Genomic DNA, 25718 nt, shown 5'->3' on the forward strand with positions numbered 1-25718 from the left:
GGCGTATCAGTCCCAGTTGAGTCCGCCGCGTCGCCACACGTACGTGTAGGCGATGAAGACGGTGACGATGAACAGGACCATTTCGACGAACCCGAACTTGCCGAGCGCCCCGAAGGACACGGCCCACGGGTACAGGAAGATGGTCTCGATGTCGAAGACGATGAAGAGCATCGCGGTCAGGTAGAACTTCACCGGGAACCGGCCGCCACCGATCGGCTGCGGGGCGGGCTCGATGCCGCACTCGTACGCGTCGAGTTTGGCGCGGTTGTATCGCTTCGGTCCGACGATCGGCGCGATACCCACGGAGAACAACGCGAAGAGTGCACCGAGGACCAGCAACCCGACGATCGGGACGTAGGGATTGATCGTCATGTTCTCTCCTGAGGGACTGTTAGCCCGTTCACACTATTAATCCGATTCGGGGGTCCGACCACCGGGGTCCCTGAGCTGCTCATACCGCTGGCGCCACCTTGGTCAGGCCATTGATGATGCGGTCCATGGCATCTCCACCCCGTGGATCCGTCAGGTTGGCCAGCAGCTTGAGAACGAACCGCATGAGAGTCGGATGCGGCATACCGTGCTTGGTGGCGATCCGCATGATCTGCGGGTTGCCGATCAACTTCACGAATACCCCGCCGAGGCGGTAATAGCCGCCGAACCGCAGGCTAAGCTCGGACGGGTAGGCACGCAGGGCCCGCTCGCGGTCGGCACCGGCCGGCCGGGCGAGCGCTTGTACGGCCACCTCGGCCGCCAGCTCGCCGGACTCCATCGCGTACGCGATGCCCTCGCCGTTCATCGGGTTGACCATGCCGCCGGAGTCGCCGACCAGCATCAGGCCCCGGGTGTAGTGCGGCACCCGGTTGAATCCCATCGGGAGCGCGGCGCCGAGGATCGGGCCGTCCGCGTTGGCCTCGTCGCGCATGCCCCAGTCGGCCGGCGTGCCGGCCAGCCAGTCGTTGAGCATGGCGCGATAGTTGGTCTTGCCGAACGCGCTCGACGAGTTGAGGATGCCGAGGCCCACGTTCACCCGGCCGTCGCCCATCCCGAAGATCCAGCCGTACCCCGGTAGCAGCCGCTCGCGGTCCTGCGCGCTGCGCAGCTCGAGCCAGGACTCCAGGTAGTCGTCGTCGGCCCGGACCGGGGAGTGGAAGTAGCGCCGGACGGCCACGCCGATCGGGCGGTCGTCGCGCTTGGCCAGACCCATGGCGATCGGAACCTTGCCCGAGACGCCGTCCGCGGCGATCACCAGCGGGGCGCGGAACTCGACCGGTTCCTTGCCCGGCCCGACCTTGGCCTGGACCCCGATGGCGCGGCCGTCGGCATCGAGCACCGGACCGGTCACGTTGACCGAGGTGCGGAGCAGCGCGCCGGCCTCGACCGCGCGCTTGGCCAGCATGTCGTCGAAGTCGAGGCGGGTGCGCACCAGGCCGTAGTTGGGGAAGCTGGCCAGGTCGGGCCAGTCGAGCTCGAGGCGGACGCCGCCGCCGATCACCCGCAGGCCCTTGTTCTGCAGCCAGCCGGCCTTTTCCGAGGTATCGACGCCCATCCGCACCAGCTGGCGGACCGCGCGCGGGGTCAGACCGTCACCGCACACCTTCTCGCGCGGGAACTCGGTCTTTTCCAGCAGCAGCACGCGCAGGCCGTGCCGCGCCAGGTGATAGGCGGCGGCCGATCCGCCGGGTCCCGCGCCGACGACGATCACATCCGCCTCGTCGGCGATCAGCCCTGATCGTTGCTCGTCCTGCACGGCACACCTCCGTCTCGCGCACGCTCGTGAAACGGTTCACAAGCATGCCCAGATCGGAGTCTAGGACGGCCATCGAAACTCGTTCGGGTTAGGCGACCCTAACTGTCCCGCGCCGGTGAATTGTCCGATCCGCTATCTGTCAAGGCCCGGTCCGCTACATCCCGGGCATCTCCGTCCAGATATTCCCGAAACGTACCGCCCATCGCCCGGTCAAGGGCGACGATCAGCTCATCTACCAGATCCTGAGCAAGCTCAGGGTCCTCGGCGGCTACCATGCGGATCCGGGTGGCCAGCTCCATGCTGCGGCGCTCCCCCGCCTCCTGCTCGTCGATCGCGACGTCGATATCGGTGTCCTCAAGATTGCCGAATGTCGTCATCAACCGAGCAAAACAGGCACAAGAGCGCCGTGTGACTAAAATGACCGTTTTACACCCGGGTTGCCCGGTGCAGGGCCACCACGCCGCCGGTCAGGTTGCGCCAGCCCACCCGGCCCCACGGGCCGCAGTTCGCGATGCGCTCGGCCAACCCCGCCTGGTCCGGCCAGGCGCGGATCGATTCCGCAAGATAGACGTACGCGTCGGGATTGCTCGACACCGAGCGGGCCACCGCGGGCAGCGACCGCATCAGGTATTCGAGATAGACCGTGCGGAACGGCCCGTTGACCGGGCGACTGAACTCACACACGACCAGCCGGCCGCCCGGCCGGGTCACCCGGCCCAGCTCCCGCAGCGCGCCCTCGGTGTCCTGCACGTTGCGCAGCGCGAACGAGATCGTCACCGCGTCGAAGGTGGCATCGGCGAACGGCAGCTTCAGCGCGTCGGCGGCCAGCAGCGGAACCGTACGCCCGGCCCGGCGGCCGGCCACCAGCATGCCGACCGACAGGTCGGCGCCGACCGCGAACGCGCCCGACCGCTGGAGCTCCTCGGTCGAGACCCCGGTGCCCGCGCCGACGTCGAGCACCCGTTCGCCCGGCCGCAGGATCAGCGCGGCCCGGGTCGCCCGCCGCCAGAGGCGGTCCTGGCCGAACGAGAGAACGGTGTTGGTCAGGTCGTACCGCTGGGCCACGCCGTCGAACATCTCGGCGATCTCGTGCGGCTGCTTGTCCAGGTCTGCGCGCGTCACGAGACAACTTTGCCACCCGCCATCCGACCACCCCGACCGCCACCCCACACGGACTAAAAGGCTGGCCAGACTCAGACACAGAACGGGCGGGATGGTTGACCCATCCCGCCCGCACCCTTGTGCGTTATATATACGACCGCTGCCGGTCGGATCCGCGGCCGTCACCGCGGGCCCAAGCCGTGCCCGCCTGACGTGCCAAGAAGTTCTCCAGGTGTTACGCAGGCAACGTAACCAGCGGGAACAGGGCGGTACAGAGGTTGACGAGCCTCGTTACGAAGGAGCAATCGTCCCCTCACTGATTCGGTGATCCCCACCTGTCCGAACGGCTAGGTGCACCCCCTCCGAAGAAGGGGTCAGGAGACCTCGACGAGCGGCAATTCCCGGCCCGCGCCGCCGCCCGGCATCGCGATCGACGAGAAGTGCGAGACCACGCGCTCGTCGGTCGGGTCGTCGGCCGGCGTGCGGTGCACGGCGAGATGACGGTAGAGGGTGTCGCGCTGGGCCGGGATGCGGCCGGCGGTGCGGATCATCGAGATCAGCTCGTGCAGGTTGGACCGGTGCCGAGCGCCGGCCGAGGAGATCACATTCTCCTCGAGCATGATCGAGCCGAGGTCGTCGACGCCGATGTGCAGCGACAGCTGGCCGACGTCCTTGCCCGTGGTCAGCCACGAGGCCTGCAGGTGGGCGACGTTGTCGAAGAACAGCCGGGACACCGCGACGAACCGCAGGTATTCCAGCGTCGTCGCCTGGGTGCGGCCCTTGAGGTGGTTGTTTTCCGGCTGGTAGGTCCACGGGATGAACGCGCGGAACCCGCCGCGGTCACCGGAGGTCTCGACGGCGTCGTCGCGGTAGCCGTTCGCCACCGCGAGGTCCTGGCAGTCGCGGATCATCCGGATGTGCTCGATGCGCTCCGCGTTCGTCTCACCGGTGCCCATCATCATGGTCGCGGTCGAGGACAGGCCGTTGCGGTGCGCGGTCGTCATCACCTCGATCCAGCGGGCGCCGCTCTCCTTGAGCGGGGCGATTGCCTTGCGCGGCCGATCGGGCAGCATCTCGGCGCCCGCCCCGGCGATCGAGTCGAGGCCGGCCTTCTTGATGCGGACGACCGACTCCTCGATCGAGACGCCGGAGACCTTCGACATGTGCAGGATCTCGCTCGGGCCGATCGAGTGGATCGCCAGGTCGGGGTAGGCCCCCTTGACCGTGGAGAACAGCTCCTCGTAGTAGTCCACTCCGTAGTCGGGGTGGTGGCCGCCCTGCAGCATGACCTGGGTCGCGCCGAGGTCGACCGCCTCGCCGCACCGGCGCAGGATCTCCTCCATCGGGTGCGTCCAGCCCTCGGCGTGCTTGGGCGCGCGGTAGAACGCGCAGAACTTGCACGCGGTGACGCACACGTTGGTGTAGTTGATGTTGCGGTCGATCAGGTAGGTGACGATGCCGTCCGGGTAACGCCGCCGGCGCACGGCGTCGGCCGCCTCGCCGAGCTCGTGGAACGGCGCATCCGTATAGAGCAGCAACGCCTCCTCGGGCGTGATGCGACCGCCGTCGGCGGCGCGCTGCAGGATGGTCGAGATCTCCGGGTTCGCCGTCACGCCACGAAGACTACGTCCCCCGTACGACCCGCGTCAGCGGTGCGGGTCACGGCCCCGCGGGCCCGCTAATCTCGACGGGTTACGCAGGGGGTGCACGTGTTGGTCGTACAGGGCTTGGTCGTACAGGGCGGCTGGGTGCCGGGCACCGATCGGCCGGGGCGGCTCGCGCTCTGGGCCGAGAGGTCGACGGCCCTATATGAGGCGAAACGACGGGAACATCCGTTCGCCGAGCCGGCCGAATCGCTCGCCGAGCTTCTGGGTGAGGCCGTCGACCAGGCTGCCTTCGAGACGCTGACACTTCATCTGCCGGGCACCTCCAAGGGGCCGGTGCCCTCCCCCGAAACGGGCAGTGAAGCGCCGGCCCGCGGCGTACGGCTGCGGGAGTGGGCCGTTCCGGCCCTGCTGATCCCCGGTGATGCGGCCCTGGCCGCGCTGGCCCAGCTCGCGGAGCCCGACCCCGACGCGGCCTGGCAGCCCGCCGCGTCGCTGCGTTATCTCGGCATCCTCGCGACGCACGCCTACGATCTGGCCCTTCGCGGGCGCATGCTCCCCCAGCTGGTCGTCGAGGGCGGCGTGCCCGCCGCGCGCTGGCGTCCGGTGATCACCGGGGCGGACGCCGCGGGCTACCGCGACTTCGCCGCCGCGATGCCGCCGGTGGTGCGGGCGACCGGCGCCGAGATCGGCCGCACGCTGCGCGACGCCCTCCACTCGCTGGTCGACGGCGCCGCCCGCGCGTTGCTGCCGGAACGCATCCTGCACGGGCACCGCACCGGCCCGCGCGGCCCGCTGCCCGACCGGTGGATCGCCGCCCTGACCGACCCCGATCCGGCTCTGCCCGGCGCCCGCCCGGACGACGTCCGCGAGCTGGGCACCGCGCTCGGCGACTGGCTGCGGGCGGCTCTCGACGCGAACGGTCCGATCCGGGTCAGCTTCCGGCTGAGCGAGCCCGGGCCGGAGACCGACGAGTGGGGTCTCGAGTTCGCGTTGCAGTCGGCCGAGGATCCGAGTCTCTATCTGCCGGCGGCTGAGGTGTGGGAGGGCGGCCGTTTCCCCGGTCTGCCGCAGCGGCCCGACGAGACCCTGCTGGCCGGCCTGGGCCGGGCGGTCCGGCTGTTTCCGCTGCTGCACCTCTCGCTGCGCGAGCAGCAGCCCGACCGCATGACGCTCGACACTTCAGAGGCCCACGAGTTTCTCCGGCAGGCGGCGCCCCTGTTGCAGGCGGCCGGCTTCGGCGTGCAGCTGCCGACCTGGGCCGGGCGCAAGGCGGTCGGCCTGAAGCTGACCACCCGCTCCAAGAAAGCGTCGCCGTCGCGGGCGGCCGCGAGCTCCGGCTTCGGGCTCGAGCAACTGGTCGACTTCCGGATCGACCTGGTGATCGGCGACGGCGTGGTGACCGCCGAGGAACTGGCCGAGCTGGCCCGGCTCAAGGTGCCGCTGGTGCGGGTGCGCGGGCAGTGGGTCGAGCTCGACGACCGCCAGCTGAAGGCCGCGCTGAAGGCGGTCGACCGACGGCGCGAGGGCTCGGTGACCGCGGGCGAAGTGCTGCAGCAGGTGATCGACGGCGGCGAGGATGATCTGCCGCTCGTCGAGGTGGATGCCGACGGCGAGCTGGGCGATCTGCTGAGCGGGCAGGCGGCCGAGCGGCTCACCCCGCTGGCGACGCCGGCCGGGTTCCTCGGCACGCTGCGGCCCTACCAGGAGCGCGGGCTCTCCTGGCTGCATTTTCTGGCCCGGCTGGGGCTGGGTGGCATCCTCGCCGACGACATGGGCCTCGGGAAGACGGCGCAGACTTTGTCGCTGCTCCTGGCCGAGCGTTCGGCGGGCGAGGAGGTTAAGCCGACCCTGCTTGTCTGTCCGATGTCGCTGGTCAGCAACTGGCAGAAGGAAGCGGCCCGGTTTGCGCCCGGTTTGCGAGTTTACGTTCATCACGGCGCGGAACGGCGTCGCGTTGACATTTCCGACGATGCCGACCTCGTCGTGACGACCTATGGGACGGCGACCCGCGATCTGGCGGTTCTGCGGGAGGTCGACTGGGGTCGGGTCGTCTGCGACGAGGCCCAGGCGATCAAGAACAGCGGTACCCGGCAGGCGCAAGCCGTGCGCGCGATCCCGGCTCGCACCCGACTGGCTCTTACCGGCACGCCGGTCGAGAACCACCTGGCCGAGCTCTGGTCGATCATGGACTTCTGCAACCCGGGACTGCTCGGACCGGCCAAGCGTTTCCGCCGCCGCTTCCAGGAGCCGATCGAGGTCCGCCAGGATGCCGACGCCGCCGCGGCGCTGAAACGCGCGACCGGTCCGTTCGTGCTCCGCCGGCTCAAGACCGACAAGACGATCATCTCGGACCTGCCGGAGAAGAACGAGATGAAGGTGTGGTGCACGCTCACCGGCGAGCAGGCCACCCTCTATCAGGCCGTGGTCGAGGACATGATGGCCGCGATCGACGGCAGCGAGGGCATCCAGCGCAGGGGCAACGTGCTGGCCGCGATGACCAAGCTCAAGCAGGTCTGTAACCACCCGGTGCACCTGCTCAAGGACGGTTCGCGGCTGCCCGGCCGATCCGGCAAGCTGGCCCGGCTCGAGGAGCTGGCGGCCGAGATCATCGAGGACGGCGACAAGGCCCTGATCTTCACGCAGTACGCCGAGTGGGGCACGCTGCTGCAGCCCTACCTCACCGCGCACGTCGACCGCCCGGTGCTGTGGCTGCACGGCGGACTGTCCAAGGCCCGGCGCGACGAGATGGTCACCCGCTTCCAGGAAGACGACGAGCCGATGCTCTTCCTGCTGTCGTTGAAGGCCGCGGGCACCGGCCTCAACCTGACCGCGGCCAACCACGTCGTGCACTTCGACCGGTGGTGGAACCCGGCGGTCGAAGACCAGGCGACCGACCGGGCGTTCCGCATCGGACAGTCGCGCAACGTGCAGGTCCGCAAGTTCATCTGCACCGGCACGCTCGAGGAGAAGATCGACGCGATGATCGAGCGGAAGAAGGCGCTGGCCTCCTCGGTCGTCGGCACCGGCGAGGACTGGATCACCGACCTCAACACCGATCAGCTGCGCGAACTGTTCGCGCTCGACCCGGCGGCGGTGCGGTGATGGCCCACTTCTCGGAGTACGGCAAGCCAATCGAGGTCGACGGCGGCATCGCGGTCCGCGCCAAGCGCGGCCAGATCGGGTCGCAGTGGTGGTCCCGCAAGTTCGTCGACGTGCTCGAGCAGATCTGTGACGGTGGCCGCCTGGCGCGGGGGCGGGCTTACGCCCGCAAGGGCCAGGTCATCGACTTCAGCCTCCGGCCCGGGCGGGTGACCGGCCGGGTGCAGGGGTCACGGCCGCAGCCGTACGAGGTGAGCATCGAGATCTCGGCCTTTGACGAGGCACAGTGGACCTCGGTCACGTCGGCGCTGGGCGGGCAGGCTCTCTATCGGGCCGCGCTGCTGGCCGGCGACATGCCGCACGAGATCGTCGACCTGTTCGCGGCCCATGAGCTGCCGCTCTTCCCCGATCAGCTCGACATCCGGTGCAACTGCCCGGACTGGGGCGTGCCGTGCAAGCACGGCTCGGCCGTGCTCTACGTGCTGGCCGAGGCGTTCGACGACGATCCGTTCCTGGTGCTGGCCTGGCGCGGGCGCGACCGCGAGCAGCTGCTGGACGCGTTGCGCGGCACGCCCGAACCGCTGCCCGAGATCGACCCGCTGGCGGTCGACGAGGAGCCGCTGGACGCCCGGCTGGCCGACTTCTACGCCCCGGCGATGAGCCTGAGCCGGTTGCGCGAGCGCCCGTCACGCATCACGACGCCGCCCGAGCTGCTGTTGCGGGCGCTCGACCCGCCCCCGGTCAAGGTCCGGCACATCCCCTTGATCGACCTGCTGCGGCCGGCCTACCGATCGCTCGGCGCAGACTCCCAATAACCTCCGAGCAAGTACTTGCCTAATTGGAAACTGTTGATGTACTTTCTTTTCAGGCAAGTACTTGAGCAACGGGAGAAATGATGACCACTTCCATCGATCCGGCGGACGCGGCCCGTGACCTGCAGATTGCGGCGGCTCGCCGGCAGGCTCTGGCCGACGAGGCAAGGCGGCCGTTCTGGATCTATCCCGCGCTGTCCGTCTACACCCTGGCGCTGTACACACTCGAGGACTTCGTGCCGCAGGCCGGGTTCTGGGTGGTCATCGCGATGACCGTCGTCCTGGTCCTGTTCCGTTCGGCCCCGGCTTTCCGCCTGCGGATCCGCTCCCGGTTCGGGATGCGGGCCGGGCCCGCGAGCAATGTCGTCCCGGCGCACACCCGGATCGCCATCCGAGTGGTTCTGCTGATCGTCGCGCTCGGCAGTCTCCTGCTTCTCAACTACGACCATCTGCTGGCCGACATCGGCGCGCCGGCCTGGGCCGTCCGCCACACCGTTACCGTCTTCGGCGTGGCAATGGCGATCATCATCATGCCGGTGACCTGGGTGCTCGACCGGATCACCCGGCACTACCTGATGCGAAGCGGCCGGTGAGCCCACGTCGCCGTGCGCTGCCGGGCAACTCGGATCTCGACCCGCTGCTGCTCGACCCGACCCGGCTCGGCATCGTATCCCTGCTGGCCGGCGCGGACTGGTGCGAGTTCGGCTTCGTCCGCGACACCGTCGAGCTGACCGATCCGGCACTGTCCAAACAGGTCACGACGCTGTCCGGGTCCGGCTACGTCGAGGTGCGCAAGGGCTACGTGGGCAAGACCCCGCGCACGTGGCTCCGGGCCACCGCCGAGGGCCGGGCGCGGCTGGATCGTCACCTGGCCGCCCTGCAGGGCATCGTGGACGCCGCCCGTGCGGCCGGCGCCGCTCACCAGCCGGAGGGCGCGCCGGCCGACAACTGACGGCGTACGAAAGAAAGCGGCGCCCGTCCGAGACGGGCGCCGCTTCTGCTGATCGACGTCAGCCCTGACGCCACTTCTGGTTGGCCGTGCCGGCGCAGTCCCAGAGCTGGAGCTTCCCGCCCGCGTTCGCGTTCGCGTCCTTGATGTCGAGGCACCGGTTGGCCTGCGGGTTGACCAGGTCACCGGCCGCGCTCAGCACCCACTGCTGGGCGCCCGTCCCGTTGCAGGTGTAAAGCTGCACGACCGCCCCGTTGGCCGTCGATCCGGCCGAGACGTCCATGCACTTGCCGTTCTGGCTCTGCAGCGCGCCACCGCTGAAGGTCCACTTCTGGGCGCCGGTGTTGTTGCAGTCCCACATCTGCAGCTGGGCGCCGTCGACGAAGCTCGAGTTCGGCACGTCGATGCACCGGTTGTTGAGACTACTGATCAGCGAGGACCCGGATGCGGGCGGCGGCGTGGTGCCGCCACCGCCGGTGAACGGCGAGAGCGTGATGCCGGCCGACCGCGGGTCACCGTCGTTGACGATCGACGCGAAGTCCGACACGTCGTCGAAGGGGAACGCGTACGCCCGGCCGTCCGCCATGTTGGCGTGGATGGTCTTGGCGTAGACGTTTGTGGGGTTGCTCTTGTAGAAGTCGGCCGCGTTGCCGTCCGGCTGGGTGTCGACGGTGCCGAGCGTGCCCCGGTTGAGCGCGGCGCAGAGCGTACGGGAAATCGGTCCGACCACCTGGTCGTTGGGCGCCGGAAGGTCGCCCGCGCAGCCGAAGACGCTGGCCGAGGACGGCTTGTTGAAGGACGCCACCTGGGCACCCGAGGTGTTGGTGAAGACCATCGTGTTGCCCGAGGTGTGCCCGAAGTACTTGGTGTTGGGCTGGTCGCCGAACGGCACCACGGTCAGGGTCTTGGAGGCGTACGCGTTCCACGCCGAGTTGATGTACGAGTCGAGGTAGGTGTTGCTGGTCTTGCTGGGCGACAGCACCCGCAGCACCGTTCCGTCGGACGAGCGGGTGTAGACGAGGCTCGACCAGCCCGCCGTCCCCTTGATCGTGTTGATCACGTTGGTGCGGCCGTCGGCGACCGGGTCGCCGGTGCGCTTGGTGACGCCGGCCGAGTTGGTGACGGTGACCGCGTGCGGGATCGCGAACATGTCGACCTGCGAACTGTTCAACCACAGTCCGGAGTCGTTGTAGGTGAACTCGCTCCAGTCGAACAGGATGTTCTGGTTGGCGTCGCCGGCGGCCCAGGGCGCGGGCTGCACGAGGCCGTCCGGGGTGAGGAAAAAGTGGAGCTTCTCACCGAGGGAGAAGTAGACGCGGCCGGAGAAGTTGCGCGGGAAGCGGATGGTCGTGTTGCCACCGTTGCCCGGCCCGGCGATCGAGACGTCCGGCGCGGGCGAGGGGGGAATCTGGCCGCCGCTCCACGCGGTGAAGGCGCCGGCCTGGTTGACGTAGCCGAGTCGGCCGCTGGAGAGCTGGGTGCCGATGACGTAGAGGTAGACCGCGTCGGCGCGGCCGGTGTTGTTGGTGAAGGTCACCGGGAGGATGTCGGGTCCGACGGCCTGGGCCGCCGGCGGGGCGACGGCCGCGGCGGCCGGGACGGCCAGGGCCAGTGCCGCGAGTGCGCGGAGGACGGTACGCACGGAACACCTCGTTTCGGGGTTGAGAGCGCTCTCACGCAGACTCGAATCTGTTAACTAGGTGTGTCAATAGATGCAGACCAATGTCGGGCGTCCACGGGGAAAGCTGGGGACATTCGGGCATAGGGTCGGATCATGAGTGACATGAGCTACCGCCGGCTGGGCGCCTCGGGCCTGGTCGTCTCCGTCGTCGGCCTGGGCTGCAACAACTTCGGCCGCAAGCTGGACGCCGACGGCACCCGCGAGGTCGTCGACGCCGCGTTCGACGCCGGCATCACGCTGTTCGACACCGCCGACATCTACGGCACCCCGCACGGCGCCTCCGAGGAAGTCCTGGGCGCCGCACTCAAGGGCCGCCGCGACGAGATCGTCCTCGCCACCAAGTTCGGCATGGACATGGAAGGCGTCAACGGTAAGGACTTCGACGCGCGGGGTTCACGGCGCTACATCGTCCGGGCGGTCGAGGCGTCGCTGCGCCGCCTCGAGACCGATTACCTCGACCTTTACCAGATGCACCGGCCGGACGAGGGCACCCCGATCGACGAGACCCTGGCCGCCCTCGACGACCTGGTGCGTTCGGGCAAAGTGCGTTACCTCGGAAACTCCAACTTCTCCGGCTGGCAGATCGCGGACGCGCACTGGACCGCGAGCGCCGGCAACCTCACCCCGTTCATCAGCGCGCAAAACCAGTACAGCCTCCTGCACCGCGAGGCCGAGGATGAGATCGTGCCCGCCTGCGAGCACTTCGGGCTCGGCTTCCTGCCGTTCTTTCCGCTCGACAGCGGCCTGCTCAGCGGCAAATATCGGCGCGGCGAGCGGGCGGCCGCGGGCACCCGGCTGTCCCAGGAGCGCTACCAGAGGTGGCTCGAGGACGCCGACTGGGACACCATCGACGCGCTCACCGCGTTCGGCGCCGAGCGCGGGCACAGCCTGCTCGAGGTCGCCATCGCCGGCCTGGCCGCGCGCCCGGCCGTCGCCAGCGTCATCGCCGGCGCGACGACCGCCGAGCAGATCCAGGCCAACGCGGCGGCCGGCGCCTGGCAGTTGAGCGCCGAGGACGTGACGGAGCTGGAAACCCTGTTGAACTGACCACAGCGGACGGTGGGCGCCCCGAGGCTTTTGCCCCGGGGCGCCCATTTTTTGTATCCACCGACGCCGATACCCGTGACAAATGGCCCTTGCGCATTTGCATACAACGATCAATGCTCCGCATTGATCTACGGGGGGATACGGGGGTTCCTCCCGGTCGTCGTATGCGAGGAGCACTGCATGCCATTTCCGGCAAGAGGGGTGCTTACGGCATCTCTCGTCTCCCTAGGGGTACTGGCCGCCGCCGCCTATCCGGCGTCGGCGTTCGCAGCACCTCCCGTAGTCAAGCTGCCGGCCACCGCCGGCCAGCCGGCTCGCGGCGTCATCGTGATGCTGCGCAACCAGCACAAGGACCTTTCGTTCACGCGTAGTGCGAACTCGCCCCGGGCGCGGGCCGCCAAGAAGGACCAGGCCCCGGTGATCAGCCGGGCCAAGTCCGCCGGCATGCGCGACGTCCGCGGCTTCACCAGCGTCAACGCGATCGCCGCGACTGCGACGACCGCCCAGATCTCGGCCCTGACCGCCGACCCGACGGTCGCCGCGGTCTACCCGGATCTTCCGATCACCAAGGCACCCACCGGGTCCGACGCGGCCCCGCCGGTCAAGGGCGCAGCGCAATCGGGTGTGGCCTCCCCGATCTGCCCGTCGGATCCGTCCAAGCCGCTGCTCGAGCCCGAGGCCCTGCAGACGACGAACACCGCGTTCAGCAACCCGGCGACGCCCCAGGCGCAGTCGCTCGCCACCGGCAAGGGTGTGAAGGTCGCCTTCCTCGCCGACGGCCTCGACATCAACAACCCGGACTTCATCCGGGCCGACGGCAGCCACGTCTTCGTCGACTACAAGGACTTCTCGGGCGAGGGCCCGGACGCGCCGAGCTCGGCCGCCGAGGCGTTCGGCGACGCCAGCTCGATCGCGGCGCAGGGTCTGCACAGCTACGACCTGGCCGACTTCGTCAACCCGGCGCACGCGCTGCCCCCGGGCTGCACCATCACCGTACGGGGCATCGCCCCCGGCGCGAGCCTGGTCGGCCTGAAGGTCTTCGGCAACTCGAACACCGCTCCGACCTCCCGGTTCATCCAGGCGCTCGACTACGCGGTGAACGACGCCACCGTCGACGTCATCAACGAGTCGTTCGGCGGCAACCCGTTCCCCGACCTCGGCAACGACCCGATCTCGCTGGCCGACGACGCGGCCGTGGACGCGGGCGTGACGGTCGTGGCGAGCACCGGTGACGCCGGCACGACCGGCACCATCGGCTCGCCGTCCAGCGACGCCAAGGTGATCGGTGTCGCGGCGACCACGACCTTCCGGTCGTACGCCCAGACCGGTTCCTCCGGCTTCCAGTTCTCCAACGGGACCTGGGCCGACGGCAACATCTCCGGCCTGAGCTCGGGCGGCGTCACCTCGCACGGGCGGGTGCCCGACCTGGCCGCACCCGGTGACCTCGGCTGGGCGCTCTGCACGCCGAACACCGAGATCTACGAGGACTGCGTCGACTACAAGGGCGCGCCGGCCTCGATCCAGAACTTCGGCGGCACCAGCCAGTCGTCGCCGTTCACTGCAGGTGCCGCGGCCCTGGTCATCCAGGCTTACGAGAGCACCCACCACGGCGTGCGTCCGGCCCCGGCGCTGGTCAAGCGGCTGCTCACCAGCACCGCGACCGACCTCGGCCACCCCGCGTACGAGCAGGGCGCCGGTCAGCTCAACTCGCTGGCCGCGGTCAAGGCGGCGCTGAGCTTCAAGGACAGCAACGGCTCGCCGAAGCCGCTGGGCACCTCGCTGGTCGTCGACAAGACCCAGCTGGTCACCGACGGACAGCCGGGCGGCACCACGACCTCCAAGCTGTCGATCACCAACGTCAGCGGCAACACCCAGAAGGTCAACCTGTCGACCCGTACGCTCGGCAAGACCGTGAGCAACCAGTCGGGCTCGGTCACGCTGAACGCGGCGACCGCTCCGACGTTCGTCGACGCGACCGGTGTGGTCCGCAGCTACACGACCCAGAAGTTCAAGGTCGGCCTGGGCGCCGACCGGCTCGACTTCTCGTTCGCGGCGGCCACCGAGCCGTACGCGATGCGGATCATCCTGATCGACCCGCAGGGCGTCTACTCGGCGTACTCGATCCCGCAGGGTTACGGCAACTTCGGGCACATCGACGTCCACTACCCGTCCTTCGGCACGTGGACGGCCTACCTCGCCCTCTCCAAGTCGTCGGCCTTCAACGGCTCGATCAAGTGGCAGGCGACCACGTCGGACTTCACCAGCTTCGGCTCGGTGTCGCCGTCGACGCTGTCGCTGGCGCCGGGCGCGACCGGCACCGTGAAGGTCACCACCAGGCTGCCGAAGAACCCGGGCGACGTGAGCGCCTCGGTGCAGCTGTCGACGCCGCTCGGCCTCACCACGTCGGTGCCGCTGACCGCGCGCACGCTGATCCCGACGAACAGCAGCAGCAACACCTTCACCGGTGTGCTGACCGGCGGCAACGGCCGCTCCGGTGACGGCGGGTACGCGCAGACCAACGCGTACTACCTCGATGTCCCGGCGGGCAAGAAGGACCTGGGCATCAGCGTCGGCGTGCAGGACCCGGGCGTCACGTACTACGGCGTGCTGACCTCGCCCGACGGCCAGGTGTACTCGTACCAGAGCAACCTCTACGCCGACGCCACCGGCACCGGCGTGCAGGACAAGGCGCTGCAGATCTACCGGCGTAACCCGCAGGCGGGCCGCTGGCTGCTGACGCTCGACTTCACCAACCCGCAGAGCGGCCTCGAAGTCGCCCAGCCGTTCACCGGCAAGGTGACCTTCAACACCGTCAAGGTCAGCGCTTCGCTGCCCAACGGTTCGACGCTGAAGGCCGGCCGGGCGGTCACGGTTCCGGTCAAGGTGACCAACACCGGCGCCGCCCCGCTGACCTACTTCGCCGACGCGCGGCTCAACACCATCGGCGACCTGCCGCTGGTCGAGCTGAGCGGCGCCGAGACCACGCCGCTGCCGGTGCCCGCCGGGGTCTACCCGCAGTGGCTGGTCCCGACCGAGAGCAAGCAGCTGACGGTGCAGGCCGCGGCCACCCAGCCGGTCAACCTGGACCTCTTCTACTCGTCGGGCGAGCCGGAGCTCTACTCCTCGGCGCAGGGCAACGGCGCGGTCGTCCGCGTCCAGGCGCCGCAGGTCTCGCCGGGTCTCTGGGCCGCCGACATCGGGCAGACCGGCCCGTTCGACGGTCCGGCGCCGGCCGGCACGGTCACGACCGCCGCGGTGGCCCAGGGTCAGCTCTTCGACCCCGCGGTGACCTCGTCGACCGGTGACTTCTGGCAGCTCGGCGTCGGCTCGGGCGACGACGCGGCGATGGCCGCGCTCAAGGCCGACGCCAAGGCCGGCAAGTACGTCGCCCACGCCACGGGCACCCACGCCGCGGGCAGCCAGGCCGCGACGAAGGCCGCGGCGGCCGACGCGACCGGCCCGGTGATCCTGCAGCCGGGTCAGAGCACGACGATCACGGTGACCATCACGCCGAGCGCCGCCAAGGGCTCGACCGTGAAGGGCCACCTCTACATCGACACGGTCAGCCAGGTGACCCTGGGTGGCGACGAGCTGATCGACCTGCCGTACAGCTACAAGGTCGGTTAATACCGGTTGATGGCAAACAAGTGGGGGACGGCGTATCGCCGTCCCCCACTTGTCATTTCCCCCACAGCAAGGTCCGCAGGAGCGTATGGCCTGCGGAAATGAAGATCAAACTTCGGCGAAAACCGGGCCTTCGGGCGGAAGGGGCGGAACCTCACCACGGGCGGCGGCATGGCGCGCAAACTCCCGAAGCCCGGCAATCTGCCGCTCGCCGAGCGAGAAGTCGAGCGCCCGGAAATAGTTGGCGAGCGTCGCCGCGTCGAACGGCTCCCACCGCGCGGCCGCGGTGGCTACCTCGTCCAGCTCGCCCAGGCAGAGCTGGACCGACCGCTGGAACGCCTCGTGCACATCCTTGACCGCGCCCGGGTTCGCCGTCGCGAAGTCCTTGCGGACCGCCCAGACCGCGAACACCATCGGCAGGCCGGTCCAGTCGCGCCAGGCCTGGCCCAGGTCGACCACGTCGAGGCCGTTCTTGGGTGCCTCGTAGAGCGCACGCAGCGCCGGGTCGCCGATCAGCACGCCGGCGTCGGCCTCGAGCAGCATCTGCGTCAACTCGGGCGGGCAGCGGAAGTAATTGGGCTCGGCGCCGTACTTCTCGGCCAGCAGCATCTGGGCCAGCAGCACGCCCGTACGCGAGGTCGAGCCGAGCGCCACCGGCCGCTGATCGAGCTCGGCCAGCGGCCGGGTCGAGATCAGGTTGACCGAGAGCACCGGCCCGTCGCTGCCGACCGCGAGGTCGGGCAGCAGGAGCAGTTCGTCGGCGTGCCGCAGGTATTCGACAAGCGAGATCGGGCCGATGTCGAGGTCGCCGGCGACCAGCGCGTTGTTGAGCCGGTCGGGGGTGTCCTTCTGCAGATCGAAGTCGAGAAGAGCGCCGGAGCGCATCAGGCCCCAGTAGATCGGGATGCAGTTGAGAAATTGGATGTGCCCGACCCGGGGCCGACGGACGCTGTCGCTCATCCCACGACGCTAGCCCGCATCGGCGCGGCTTCGCCGGGTGCGGGGTCAGCGGGTGGCTCACATCGCACCGCCGACCGCACCATCGGAAGGCAGGCCACCGCGGCCAGCAGCCCGGCCGCACCGCACGCGGCGACCAGCAAGCGAGGCTCGAAATGGTCGACCAGCGGCCCGGCGACCACGAAACCGACCATGTTGGCGGTCTGCGCGACCGCGTTCATCATCCCGTACGCCCGTCCGCGCGCACCCGGCACGACCCGGTCGGCCAGGATCACCGCGCACATCACGTTGAGCGCGCCGTTGAAGAGCCCGCCGCAGATCCAGAGCGGGAACAGCCAGACGGCACTGCCGACCGCCCCCGCGATCAGGATGGGCAGACACACGGCGGCCATCAGGGCGACCGCGATCGAGCCGGTGAAGTAGCGTTTCGGCAACCGCGTCACCAGCCCCGTACCGATGAGCGCGCCGGCGGTCCACGACGCGACGACAAGGCCCCAGACGGTGGCCGGGGCGCCGAGCGTGTCCCGGACGAAGAAGATCTCGAAGACGTTGATCGCGCTCACGCCGACGATCACCACGAACATGGCTGCGAACAGCGTGGTCAGCGTGCGGTCGGTCGTCAGGCGCCACGGCACGACGGGCGATGCTTCGGAAGGTCGCGCTCCACGACGCGTACGGATCAAAAGCCCCGCCGCGACCAGCGCGAGATAACTGACCGCATCGAGCAGCAGTGCCGGGCGTGGCCCGGCGGTGCCGATGAGAAGGCCCGCCAGGGCCGGACCGGCGAGCGCTCCGATGCTGCTCGCAGCCTGTCCGAGACCGCTGGCCCGCGGCAGGTCCTCGGGCCGCACCATCGCCGGCGTGAGGGCGGCGAGCGTCGGCTGGGTGACCGCGACACCGCAGGCGAGCAGCGCGACGAGGCCGATCATCGCCACCGGCTGCGACGTGAAGGCGAGCACCGTGGCCACGACGGCCTGCAGAGCACCGGCCAGCACGAGAAGGGTCCGGCTGTCGGCTCGATCGGCCAGCCGTCCGGTGAACGGGGCCAGCACGGCAACCGGCAGCGCGGCGGCGATGAGCAGGCCCGAGACCGCGATCCCGGCGTGCCCGCGCTGCTGGAGGACGAGGGCCAGCGAGGTGGCCGCGAGGAAATCGCCGCAAGCCGAGATGCCACGGGAGCCGGCGGCCAGATACACATCGCGCCAAGATGTGAAGGACATACTTCGAAGTTATTCCTTCACATTGCCGGAACTCAAGGGGCCGGGAATGCCAGATAGTTGACCCTCACCTCGCGGGCACCCTCCGGCGGGGAGGCCCGACGTGTACGCATCTGATAAGGCTCGACCAGATCGCGCACCTTCTCGGTGAGCGCTTTCAGTTCCTCAGCGGTCATCAGCAGCGTGTTGCCCATGATCGTGCTGGCCTCCTGCCACTCGACCGGCTCGTCCTTGCCCCGGTCGAGCCACTCCCCCAGCCGGTGCGCGTCGCGGTCGAGATAAAGGTTGACCAGCGCCCGTTGGGCCGCGAGCGTCTCCGGCTCCTCGTCCACGCTCGCGATCTGCACGTGGGCGCTGGTGCTGCGCCAGACCCGCTCCCGCCCGTCGCCCCGGCTCGGCGCCTGTTCGACGAGGCCGTATTTGGCCAGTTCCCGCAGGTGATAGCTGGTCGCGCTGGGCGACAGACCGACCATCGCCGCGCATTCCGTCGCGGTCACCGCCTCGCCTGTCGAATTCAGGTAGTCCACGATCTCGATGCGTGCGGGGTGCGCGAGCGCCCGCATGACGCGCGGGTCGCTGATCCGGTTGCTCTCGGCCACGCCCCCATTGTCGGCGCTGGGAAAATGAGTGGACAGCGGGTGTCCACGGCGTAACGTGGAGGGCCGCTTGACGGCCGTGGTGAGCATGCACCGCAGCGGACGTCCCCCCGCGCCGGCCGTTCTCCCGCCGGACACGCGAGCGCAGCCTGCACAAACCAGCCTGCCCGAGGATGACCCGTGCCCGCAAATGACCTGGACACCGAGCTAGCCGCCGAACGACACCACCTCACCGAGTCCCGGGCCGCGCTCGGGCGCATGCGTGGCCGCGCCGAGGCCCTCTTCAGCACCGGCGACAAGGTGGCCGGCGACGCCTACACCGCCGAACAACTGGGCCGGCACATGGCCCGCCGCGTGGCCGAACTGGCCGACGACCCGACCACTCCCCTCTTCTTCGGCCGCCTCGACATCGACGACGCGGCCTACCACGTCGGGCGGCGGCACGTCACCGACGACCTGGGCGAGCCGATGGTGCTCGACTGGCGGGCGCCGCTCTCCCGCTCGTTCTACCGGGCCAGCGTGCGCGATCCGCAGGGCGTCTCGACCCGGCGCCGGTTCGGCTTCGTGCGGGGCGATCTGACCAGCTTCGAGGACGAGCACCTCGACCGGGGTGAGGAACTGGGCACCAAGAGCCGCATCCTGACCGCCGAGATCGAGCGGCCCCGCGTCGGGCCGATGCGCGACATCGTGGCGACCATCCAGCCCGAACAGGACGAGCTCGTCCGGGCCGAACTGGAAGACTCGATCTGCGTGCAGGGCGCGCCGGGCACCGGGAAGACCGCGGTCGGGCTGCACCGCGCGGCCTTCCTGCTCTATCTGCATCGGGAACGGCTCCGGCGGTCGGGCGTGCTGATCGTCGGGCCCAACACGGCCTTCCTGGCCTACATCTCGGCGGTGCTGCCGGCCCTCGGCGAGGTCGAGGTGCAGCAGTCGACAGTGGACGGTCTCATCGGCCGGGTGCCGGTCCGGGCGGTCGACTCGCCGGCGGCGACGTCGGTCAAACATGACGTACGCATGGCGGAGGTGCTCCGCAAGGCCCTGTGGTCCCGCCTCCGCAAGCCGATCAATCCGATCATGGTGTCCGACGGTTCCTACCGCTGGCGCATCGACATCGAACCGCTGCGCCGCATCGTCGACGAGGCCCGCCGCGAAGGCCTGCCCTACGGCGTCGGGCGCGACCGGGTGCGGGCCCGCGTGGTCGGCCTGCTCCAGCGCCAGTCCGAATACCGCACCGGCAACTCCCCGGCCGAAGGCTGGCTCCGCAAGATGGCGAAGGTCGCGTCGGTCACCGAGTTCCTCGAGCACTCGTGGCCCGCGGTCACCCCGGAGTCCCTCGTCGTCGAACTGCTCGTCGACCCGTCCGCGGCGGCCGGCGTGCTGACCGACGACGAGATCGAGACGATCCGCTGGCCCAAGGCACCCAAGACGGTGAAGTCGGCCAAGTTCTCGGTCGCCGACCTGGTGTTGCTCGACGAGGCGGCCGGCCTGATCGAACGCGAGGCGAGCTTCGGCCACGTGGTGGTCGACGAGGCGCAGGACCTCTCGCCGATGCAGGCCCGCGCGATCGCCCGGCGCAGCGAGCACGGCTCGATCACGCTGCTCGGCGACCTGGCACAGGGCACCGCGCCGTGGGCCGCCGCCGACTGGCGCGAGACGCTCGGCCACCTCGGCAAGCCCGACGCCCCGGTGGTGCCGCTGACGATCGGGTTCCGGGTGCCGGCCGCCGTCGTCGAACTGGCCAACCGGCTGCTCCCGGCGCTCGGCGTCGACGTACCCGAGGCGGTGTCGCTGCGCCACGACGGCGACCTCGCTCTGATCCCGGTCGCTCCCTCGCAATTGGACGGAGAGACGCTGGCCGAGGTCACGCGGGCATTGGAGCACGAGGGCTCGGTCGCGGTGATCGCCGCCGACCCCGCGGTCGACCGGCTGCGTGGCCACCTGGCGGCGGCCGGCATCGACAACGCGACCCCGGACGACGTCGACTCGGAGGCCCGGGTCATGGTCGTCCCGGCCACGGTGGTCAAGGGCCTGGAGTACGACCACGTGATCGTGCACGAGCCGGCCGACATCGTGGCCGCCGAGGCGCGCGGGCTCAACCGGCTCTACGTCGTGCTCACCCGTGCCGTGTCACGACTGTCGGTCATCCACGCCAAGCCGTTGCCGGGGCCGCTGGCCTGAAGTGGGTCCAGGCCCACCCGTCCCGGTTTTCGGACCGCACGTTGACCACGACCGTGGTCGACGACGGCGTGGGCGGAGCCGCGGCGGGTGCCGGGTCCGGCCTGGCCGGTCTGCAACGGCGGGCCCGCGCGTTCGGCGGCACCCTGACCATCGACAGCCCGGCCGGCGGGCCGACCCGGATCACCGTGGCGGTGCCATGCGAATTGTCATAGCCGAAGACCTATTCCTGCTGCGCGACGGCCTGGTGCGGCTGATGCAGGCGTACAGGCACGAGGTGGTGGCCGCGGTCGACAACGGCCCGGCCACGCCGGCAGCCTTGGTCAAGGAGCGACCCGACGTCGCGGTCGTCGACGTACGCCTGCCCCCGACCCAGTCCGACGAGGGCCTGCAGGCCGCGCTGGCCGCCCGCCGCGAAGTCCCCGGGCTGCCGGTGCTCATCCTCTCGCAGCACGTGGAGCAGCTCTACGCCCGCGAACTGCTGGCCGACGGCAACGGCGGCCTCGGCTACCAGCTCAAGGACCGCGTGCTCGACGCCGACCAGTTCATGGACACCGTCCGCCGGGTCGCCGACGGCGGCATGGCCCTCGACCCGGCGGTGGTCGCAAAGTTGTTGAGCCGCCCCGAACGAGCCGACCCACTGTCCACTTTGACCGAACGCGAACGCTCGGTGCTGGCCCTGATGGCCGAAGGCCTGTCCAACACGGCGATCGCGGCCCAGCTGTCCTGAGCGAGGGCGCGATCAGCAAATACACCACGACCATCTTCGCCAAGCTCGATCTGATCGCCGACGACGACACCAACCGCCGCGTACGCGCAGTCCTCACCTACCTGGACGCCGCCACCCCGTCCGACTAGCCGGCGAATTCACCTTTACTAATAGTCGCCCCGGCGGTCAGCCGAACGGTCCATCCGTCAACGGTCATTCCGGCGAATACCGCCGTAGCGGCAATCGCGTTTCCCCTTTCGAAATGCACCGCGAGAAACCGCATGAAGGGAACGCGATGAAGAACCTCACCCACATCCTGACCATGGGCGGCTTCGGTCTACTTGCTGCGCTGGCGAGCGGTGCCGGGCCGGCTCAGGCGGCGTCCTCGCGCATCATGCCGGAGGGCGGGGCGACGGCCGTCCACCACGTCCAGTGGCGGGCCGGCGACGACGTGGTCGGCTACTACCGGACGCTGCGGGACTGCGAACGGGCGGGCCAGTTCGGCGAGCGGACCGGCAACTGGGACGACCACAACTGCAGCGTGATCCGCATCGGCATCCGTCGCGGGGCGTGGGCCCTGCAGGTCGCCAGCCGCGACGATTGGCATCGGCACGGGTTCGGGGTGCCGTTCCGCGCCACCCACGGCTTCCCGAACCAGTTCCGGCCGGTCTGGGCAGGCACGTTCAACCCCGGCCACCCTGGCCACCCCGGCCCGGGCAACGGCCACCCCGGTCTCCCGGGTCCTGGCAACGGCCACTCCGGCCCGGGTAACGGCCACTCCGGCCCGAGTAACGGCCACTCCGGCCCGGGTAACGGCCACCCCGGTTTCCCGGGCCCCGGCAGCACCCACACCGGCCCCGGTAACACCCACACCGGCCCGGGCGGCACTTTCCCCGGCCCCGGCAGCACCCACACCGGCCCTGGCAACACCCACACCGGCCCCGGCAACACTTTCCCCGGCCCCGGCAGCACCCACACCGGCCCCGGCAGCACCCTCCCTGGCCCCGGCAACACTTTCCCCGCCCCGGGTAACACTCACACCGGCCCGGGCAACACTTTGCCCGGTCCCGGTAACACCCACACCGGCCCGGGCACGATGCCACAGCCAGGCACCACTGTGCCCAATGGCACGCCGACGCACGGGATGGGTCACTGATTCCTGCGGCTCACCGCCGAAGGCACGCATTGCGCGCTTTCCTTTAACGAGGCGCCGGCATGATTGGCACCGTCGGGCAGACACCGTGCCCGGCGGTTCCGCATTTTATTGAGAGCCGGAACAATGCGCGGAAAAGCCCGGCGTGGGTCAGTGTGAGAGTGGCTTCACCCACCGCGACCACTCGTCCTGGCGGGCATATCCGGCCGCCGCCCAGATAAGGTGCGCTTGTTCGTTGCCGTCGAGGACCATCGCGTCGGCGCGGGTGCCTCCGAGCGCCCGGAAGCGTTCCTCGGCCGCCGCGATCAGCCGGCGGCCGATGCCGGCTCGGCGCCGGCCGGGGGCGACGGCCAGCCGATAGAGGTGGCAGCGCCACCCGTCCCACCCGGCGATGATCGTCCCGACGATGTCCATGCCGTCCACCGCGACCAGCAGCGCATCGGAATCGCGAAGGCGCAGCGCTGCCAGCGCACCCGGGGTGTCGGCCGGGCGGTTCTCGTTCTCGGCCGCGAACTGCCAGAACTCCAAGATCGCCGGCAGTTCGTGCGCCTGCGCGGCGCGGATCGACAGGTCCACCATGCCGAAGATCTTTTCAGACCGCGAGCTTTATGGCACAAACCTCTTTGACTTTGTGCGGTAAAGTTCTTTGCATGACACCGATCGACGACGACACCCCGCTCGGCGACCCCGCCGAGTCGTTGCGGCTGATCCGTGCGGAGCAGGCCAACCTGGCCCGCACCCTCACGCCCGATCCCCGCTTGATGTATTGGCCGTGGGGCATCGCCTGGCTGGTCGGCTTCGGCGCCCTCTTCCTGCGCTTCGCGCCGGGCGGCCGGGTGCTGGTCAACATGCCGGCCTGGCTGCCGTCGACGATCCTGCTCGTCCTGCTGCTCGGGGCCGGCATCACCACCGGCATCGCCGGTGGGCGGGCCGGGCGCCAGGTCGCCGGGCCGTCCAGCCGCCAGGGCCTGATGTACGGGTTGACCTGGTCGGTGGCCTTCGCCGGCCTGTCGACCGTGTTCGCGCAGTTCACCGCCGAACTGCCGGACGCCCGCCAGAGCCTGCTCTGGGGCGGCGGCATGGTCGCCCTCACCGGCGCTCTGCACATGGCCGGCGGCGCGATGTGGAACGACCGCAATCTCTTCGTTCTCGGCGCCTGGACCAGCGTCGTCAACATCGTCGGCATCCTGTTCGGCGTCGGCTGGCATCCGTTGATCGTGGCGGTCCTGGCCGGCGGCGGGATGCTCGTGCTCGGCCAGATCGGGTGGAAGCGCCTGCGATGACCGGCACCGACATTCCTGAACTTGACCCGGTCATCCACGCACAGGCCCGCTTGCGGGTGGTCTCGGCGCTGTCGGTGATGCGCGAGGCGGACCGCATCGCGTTTCCCCGATTGCAGGAGACGCTGCGGATGACCGCCGGCAATCTCTCGGTCCACCTGCGCAAACTCGAGGATGCCGGTTACGTCGAGGTCACCAAGACCCACCACGGCCGCACCCCGATGACGCTCGTGAGGCTCACCCGCCGCGGCCGCCTCGCCTTCGACGACTACACCGCGGCGTTGAGAGCCCTGCTTAACCCCTCGGAGGAGTCGTGATCCTGGCCCGCGCCCTCGAGGCGACACGCCGCTACGGCGACACGCTCGCCCTCGACCACATCAACATCGACGTCCGCGCCGGCGAGCTGGTCGGCCTTCTCGGCCCCAACGGCGCCGGCAAGAGCACCCTGGTCAACCTGCTGACCGGCATCCGTCGTCCGACCTCGGGCACGGTCGAGCTCTTCGGCGGCGACCCGCGCGACCCGTCCAGCCGGCGCCGGCTGGGCGTCACTCCACAGGAGACGGGTCTGCCCGCCTCGCTTCGCGTCGGCGAGGTCGTCGACTTCGTCCGCGCGCATTTCGATCACCCACTCGGGCGGGGCGAGTTGCTCAACCGGTTCGGTCTCGCCGATCTCGTACGCCGTCAGACCGGTGGACTCTCGGGTGGCCAGAAGCGTCGGCTGGCCGTGGCGCTGGCGTTCGTCGGCCGTCCCGAGATCGTCTTTCTCGACGAGCCGACGACCGGGCTCGACGTGCAGGCCCGCCGGTCGTTGTGGGACGGCATCCGCGCGTTCCACGACGACGGCGGCACGGTGGTGCTGACCAGTCACTACCTGGAAGAGGTCGAGGCGTTGGCCCGGCGGGTCGTGGTGATCGGGGGTGGCCGGGTTCTCGCCGACGACACCGTCGCGGCGGTGCGCGGCCTCGTCGCCATCCGCCGGGTCAGCCTGACCTCTCCCGACCCGCTGCCGTCGCTCGACGGCCTGCTCGGCGTCGAGCGCGAGGGCGGCCGGCTGCACCTGCTCACCCCGGACGCCGACCGGCTGGTCCGCGACCTGGTCGCCGAAAACGTGAAGTTCGCCGACCTCGAGGTCCGACCGACCTCGCTGGAAGAGGCATTCCTGACTCTCACGAGCGTTTGAGGAGGCGGCCGTGTCGTCCCTGGTTCTCACCCATACCCGCTATCAACTGCTGGAGACGATCCGCATCCCGATCGCGGTGATCGGCAGCGCGTTCTGGCCGGCCGCGTCGATGCTCGCGTTCGTGGTTCCGTTCGCGGGCGACGACCCGGTCGTCGCGACCTATGCGACAGTGTCGATGATCACCTTCGCGGTGATGAGCACCAACCTCTTCCAGTACGGCATCGGTGTCGCCGCCGACCGCGCCGAGCCCTGGGATCCCTATCTCCGTACGCTCCCGGCCGGCGCGTTCCCGCGGTTCACCGGGCGCCTGCTCGCGGGCCTCGCCATGACGGCGTTCTCGCTGCTTCCGGTGCTGGTGATCGCCGCCGTGTTCACCCGGGCGACGGTCACACCGCTCGCCTTCCTGGCCGCGGCCGGCGTGACCGCGGTGGTGGCGGTCCCGTTCATCCTGATGGGCCTGACCATTGGTTATGCGCTGCCGCAGAAGGCCGCGATCGTCGTCGCCCAGGTGCTGTTCTTCCCGCTCGCGTTCGCCGGCGGCCTGATGACCGCGCCCGGCCAGGCACCCGGGTTCGTCGAGCATCTGGCGCCCTACGTTCCGACCGGTGGGGCGGTGCGACTGATGTGGGCGACCGTCGGTGACTACCCGTTCAATGCCGGTTCGCTGGTCTCCCTGATCGCGTGGACTATCGCCCTCGCCGGATTGGCGCTATGGGCCTATCGACGGGACGAGGGTCGGCGGTTCAGCTAGAACTACGACACTTAAGTCGCTTTTAAGGCCACC

23 protein-coding genes and 1 pseudogene are annotated in these 25718 nt (G+C 69.7%); 14 read left to right on the forward strand and 10 right to left on the reverse strand.

The features are described from left to right. Positions 1 to 6: 6 nt before the first annotated feature. The 5 genes from ACIA5C_RS39310 to mqnC all read right to left on the reverse strand — a co-directional run bounded on the left by ACIA5C_RS39310 (position 7) and on the right by mqnC (position 4461). Entirely contained in the window at positions 7 to 372 is a 366-nt protein-coding gene (locus ACIA5C_RS39310; RefSeq protein WP_396064452.1) for an NADH-quinone oxidoreductase subunit A, read from the reverse strand. A gap of 79 nt (positions 373 to 451) precedes the next feature. Further along, complete coding sequence (locus tag ACIA5C_RS39315) at positions 452 to 1747, reverse strand: geranylgeranyl reductase family protein (protein ID WP_396064454.1); 1296 nt, start codon at positions 1745 to 1747, stop codon at positions 452 to 454. 98 nt (positions 1748 to 1845) lie between these two features. Beyond that, entirely contained in the window at positions 1846 to 2124 is a 279-nt protein-coding gene (locus ACIA5C_RS39320; RefSeq protein WP_396064456.1) for a hypothetical protein, read from the reverse strand. Between the two features lie 49 nt (positions 2125 to 2173). Further along, positions 2174 to 2869, reverse strand: a complete 696-nt coding sequence (locus ACIA5C_RS39325) for a demethylmenaquinone methyltransferase (protein WP_396064458.1) — start codon at positions 2867 to 2869, stop codon at positions 2174 to 2176. Positions 2870 to 3222: 353 nt separating this feature from the next. Beyond that, positions 3223 to 4461, reverse strand: a complete 1239-nt coding sequence (gene mqnC, locus ACIA5C_RS39330; protein ID WP_396064460.1) for a cyclic dehypoxanthinyl futalosine synthase — start codon at positions 4459 to 4461, stop codon at positions 3223 to 3225. A 96-nt stretch (positions 4462 to 4557) separates the two neighbouring features. Here mqnC and ACIA5C_RS39335 point away from each other — a divergent pair, with 96 nt between their 5' ends. The 4 genes from ACIA5C_RS39335 to ACIA5C_RS39350 all read left to right on the forward strand — a co-directional run bounded on the left by ACIA5C_RS39335 (position 4558) and on the right by ACIA5C_RS39350 (position 9318). After that, on the forward strand, positions 4558 to 7557 hold the full coding sequence (locus ACIA5C_RS39335) for an SNF2-related protein (protein ID WP_396064462.1): 3000 nt from the start codon (positions 4558 to 4560) through the stop codon (positions 7555 to 7557). Next, positions 7557 to 8369, forward strand: coding sequence for an SWIM zinc finger family protein (locus tag ACIA5C_RS39340; RefSeq protein WP_396064464.1), 813 nt, complete (start codon positions 7557 to 7559; stop codon positions 8367 to 8369). Before ACIA5C_RS39335 ends, ACIA5C_RS39340 begins: the two co-directional genes overlap by 1 nt. Before the next feature lie 80 nt (positions 8370 to 8449). Continuing rightward, positions 8450 to 8959, forward strand: coding sequence for a hypothetical protein (locus tag ACIA5C_RS39345; RefSeq protein WP_396064466.1), 510 nt, complete (start codon positions 8450 to 8452; stop codon positions 8957 to 8959). After that, the gene (locus ACIA5C_RS39350) at positions 8956 to 9318 is read left to right on the forward strand and encodes a winged helix-turn-helix domain-containing protein (RefSeq protein WP_396064469.1); all 363 of its coding nucleotides are present in this window, start codon (positions 8956 to 8958) and stop codon (positions 9316 to 9318) included. The genes ACIA5C_RS39345 and ACIA5C_RS39350 overlap by 4 nt, the downstream gene beginning before the upstream one ends. A 58-nt stretch (positions 9319 to 9376) precedes the next feature. On the opposite strand, the gene ACIA5C_RS39355 is transcribed toward ACIA5C_RS39350, so the two are convergent. Next, positions 9377 to 10957, reverse strand: coding sequence for a beta-1,3-glucanase family protein (locus ACIA5C_RS39355; RefSeq protein ID WP_396064472.1), 1581 nt, complete (start codon positions 10955 to 10957; stop codon positions 9377 to 9379). Between the two features lie 141 nt (positions 10958 to 11098). Between ACIA5C_RS39355 and ACIA5C_RS39360 the strand changes: the two genes are divergently transcribed. Further along, positions 11099 to 12043, forward strand: coding sequence for an aldo/keto reductase (locus tag ACIA5C_RS39360; RefSeq protein ID WP_396064664.1), 945 nt, complete (start codon positions 11099 to 11101; stop codon positions 12041 to 12043). A gap of 180 nt (positions 12044 to 12223) precedes the next feature. Continuing rightward, the gene (locus ACIA5C_RS39365) at positions 12224 to 15670 is read left to right on the forward strand and encodes a S8 family serine peptidase (protein WP_396064475.1); all 3447 of its coding nucleotides are present in this window, start codon (positions 12224 to 12226) and stop codon (positions 15668 to 15670) included. A 105-nt stretch (positions 15671 to 15775) separates the two neighbouring features. Here ACIA5C_RS39365 and ACIA5C_RS39370 read toward each other — a convergent pair whose 3' ends face one another. Genes ACIA5C_RS39370 through ACIA5C_RS39380 form a run of 3 tightly spaced genes read right to left on the reverse strand, consistent with a single transcriptional unit; the run spans position 15776 to position 18440 of the window. Further along, on the reverse strand, positions 15776 to 16627 hold the full coding sequence (locus ACIA5C_RS39370) for a menaquinone biosynthetic enzyme MqnA/MqnD family protein (RefSeq protein ID WP_396064477.1): 852 nt from the start codon (positions 16625 to 16627) through the stop codon (positions 15776 to 15778). Then, entirely contained in the window at positions 16624 to 17844 is a 1221-nt protein-coding gene (locus tag ACIA5C_RS39375) for an MFS transporter (RefSeq protein WP_396064479.1), read from the reverse strand. Before ACIA5C_RS39375 ends, ACIA5C_RS39370 begins: the two co-directional genes overlap by 4 nt. Positions 17845 to 17876: 32 nt before the next feature. Beyond that, positions 17877 to 18440: an ArsR/SmtB family transcription factor gene (locus ACIA5C_RS39380; RefSeq protein ID WP_396064481.1), complete on the reverse strand. Its 564-nt coding sequence runs from the start codon at positions 18438 to 18440 to the stop codon at positions 17877 to 17879. 177 nt (positions 18441 to 18617) lie between these two features. On the opposite strand from ACIA5C_RS39380, the gene ACIA5C_RS39385 reads away from it, so the two are divergent. The 4 genes and pseudogenes from ACIA5C_RS39385 to ACIA5C_RS39400 all read left to right on the forward strand — a co-directional run bounded on the left by ACIA5C_RS39385 (position 18618) and on the right by ACIA5C_RS39400 (position 22477). Further along, entirely contained in the window at positions 18618 to 20615 is a 1998-nt protein-coding gene (locus ACIA5C_RS39385) for a HelD family protein (protein WP_396064483.1), read from the forward strand. A 41-nt stretch (positions 20616 to 20656) separates the two neighbouring features. Further along, positions 20657 to 20827 carry a hypothetical protein gene (locus tag ACIA5C_RS39390; protein WP_396064485.1) on the forward strand — a complete coding sequence of 57 codons (171 nt, stop codon included), beginning with the start codon at positions 20657 to 20659 and terminating at the stop codon, positions 20825 to 20827. Next, positions 20812 to 21470: pseudogene (locus ACIA5C_RS39395) on the forward strand (LuxR C-terminal-related transcriptional regulator). Before ACIA5C_RS39390 ends, ACIA5C_RS39395 begins: the two are co-directional and overlap by 16 nt. Before the next feature lie 146 nt (positions 21471 to 21616). Next, positions 21617 to 22477 (forward strand): hypothetical protein, encoded by an 861-nt coding sequence (locus ACIA5C_RS39400; protein WP_396064487.1) that lies wholly within the window; start codon positions 21617 to 21619, stop codon positions 22475 to 22477. A 147-nt stretch (positions 22478 to 22624) separates the two neighbouring features. On the opposite strand, the gene ACIA5C_RS39405 is transcribed toward ACIA5C_RS39400, so the two are convergent. Then, positions 22625 to 23053: a GNAT family N-acetyltransferase gene (locus ACIA5C_RS39405; RefSeq protein ID WP_396064489.1), complete on the reverse strand. Its 429-nt coding sequence runs from the start codon at positions 23051 to 23053 to the stop codon at positions 22625 to 22627. Positions 23054 to 23124: 71 nt separating this feature from the next. Here ACIA5C_RS39405 and ACIA5C_RS39410 point away from each other — a divergent pair, with 71 nt between their 5' ends. From ACIA5C_RS39410 to ACIA5C_RS39425, 4 genes are read left to right on the forward strand one after another with little or no spacing between them, the layout of a single operon-like run. After that, complete coding sequence (locus ACIA5C_RS39410; protein WP_396064491.1) at positions 23125 to 23757, forward strand: transporter; 633 nt, start codon at positions 23125 to 23127, stop codon at positions 23755 to 23757. Next, positions 23754 to 24071, forward strand: a complete 318-nt coding sequence (locus ACIA5C_RS39415; RefSeq protein ID WP_396064493.1) for a winged helix-turn-helix domain-containing protein — start codon at positions 23754 to 23756, stop codon at positions 24069 to 24071. Before ACIA5C_RS39410 ends, ACIA5C_RS39415 begins: the two co-directional genes overlap by 4 nt. Then, positions 24068 to 24934 carry an ABC transporter ATP-binding protein gene (locus ACIA5C_RS39420; protein WP_396064495.1) on the forward strand — a complete coding sequence of 289 codons (867 nt, stop codon included), beginning with the start codon at positions 24068 to 24070 and terminating at the stop codon, positions 24932 to 24934. The genes ACIA5C_RS39415 and ACIA5C_RS39420 overlap by 4 nt, the downstream gene beginning before the upstream one ends. Before the next feature lie 10 nt (positions 24935 to 24944). Further along, complete coding sequence (locus ACIA5C_RS39425) at positions 24945 to 25685, forward strand: ABC transporter permease (protein ID WP_396064497.1); 741 nt, start codon at positions 24945 to 24947, stop codon at positions 25683 to 25685. Positions 25686 to 25718 lie beyond the last annotated feature (33 nt).

The organism is Actinoplanes sp. NPDC051343, from assembly GCF_044455125.1.
Lineage (GTDB): Bacteria > Actinomycetota > Actinomycetes > Mycobacteriales > Micromonosporaceae > Actinoplanes.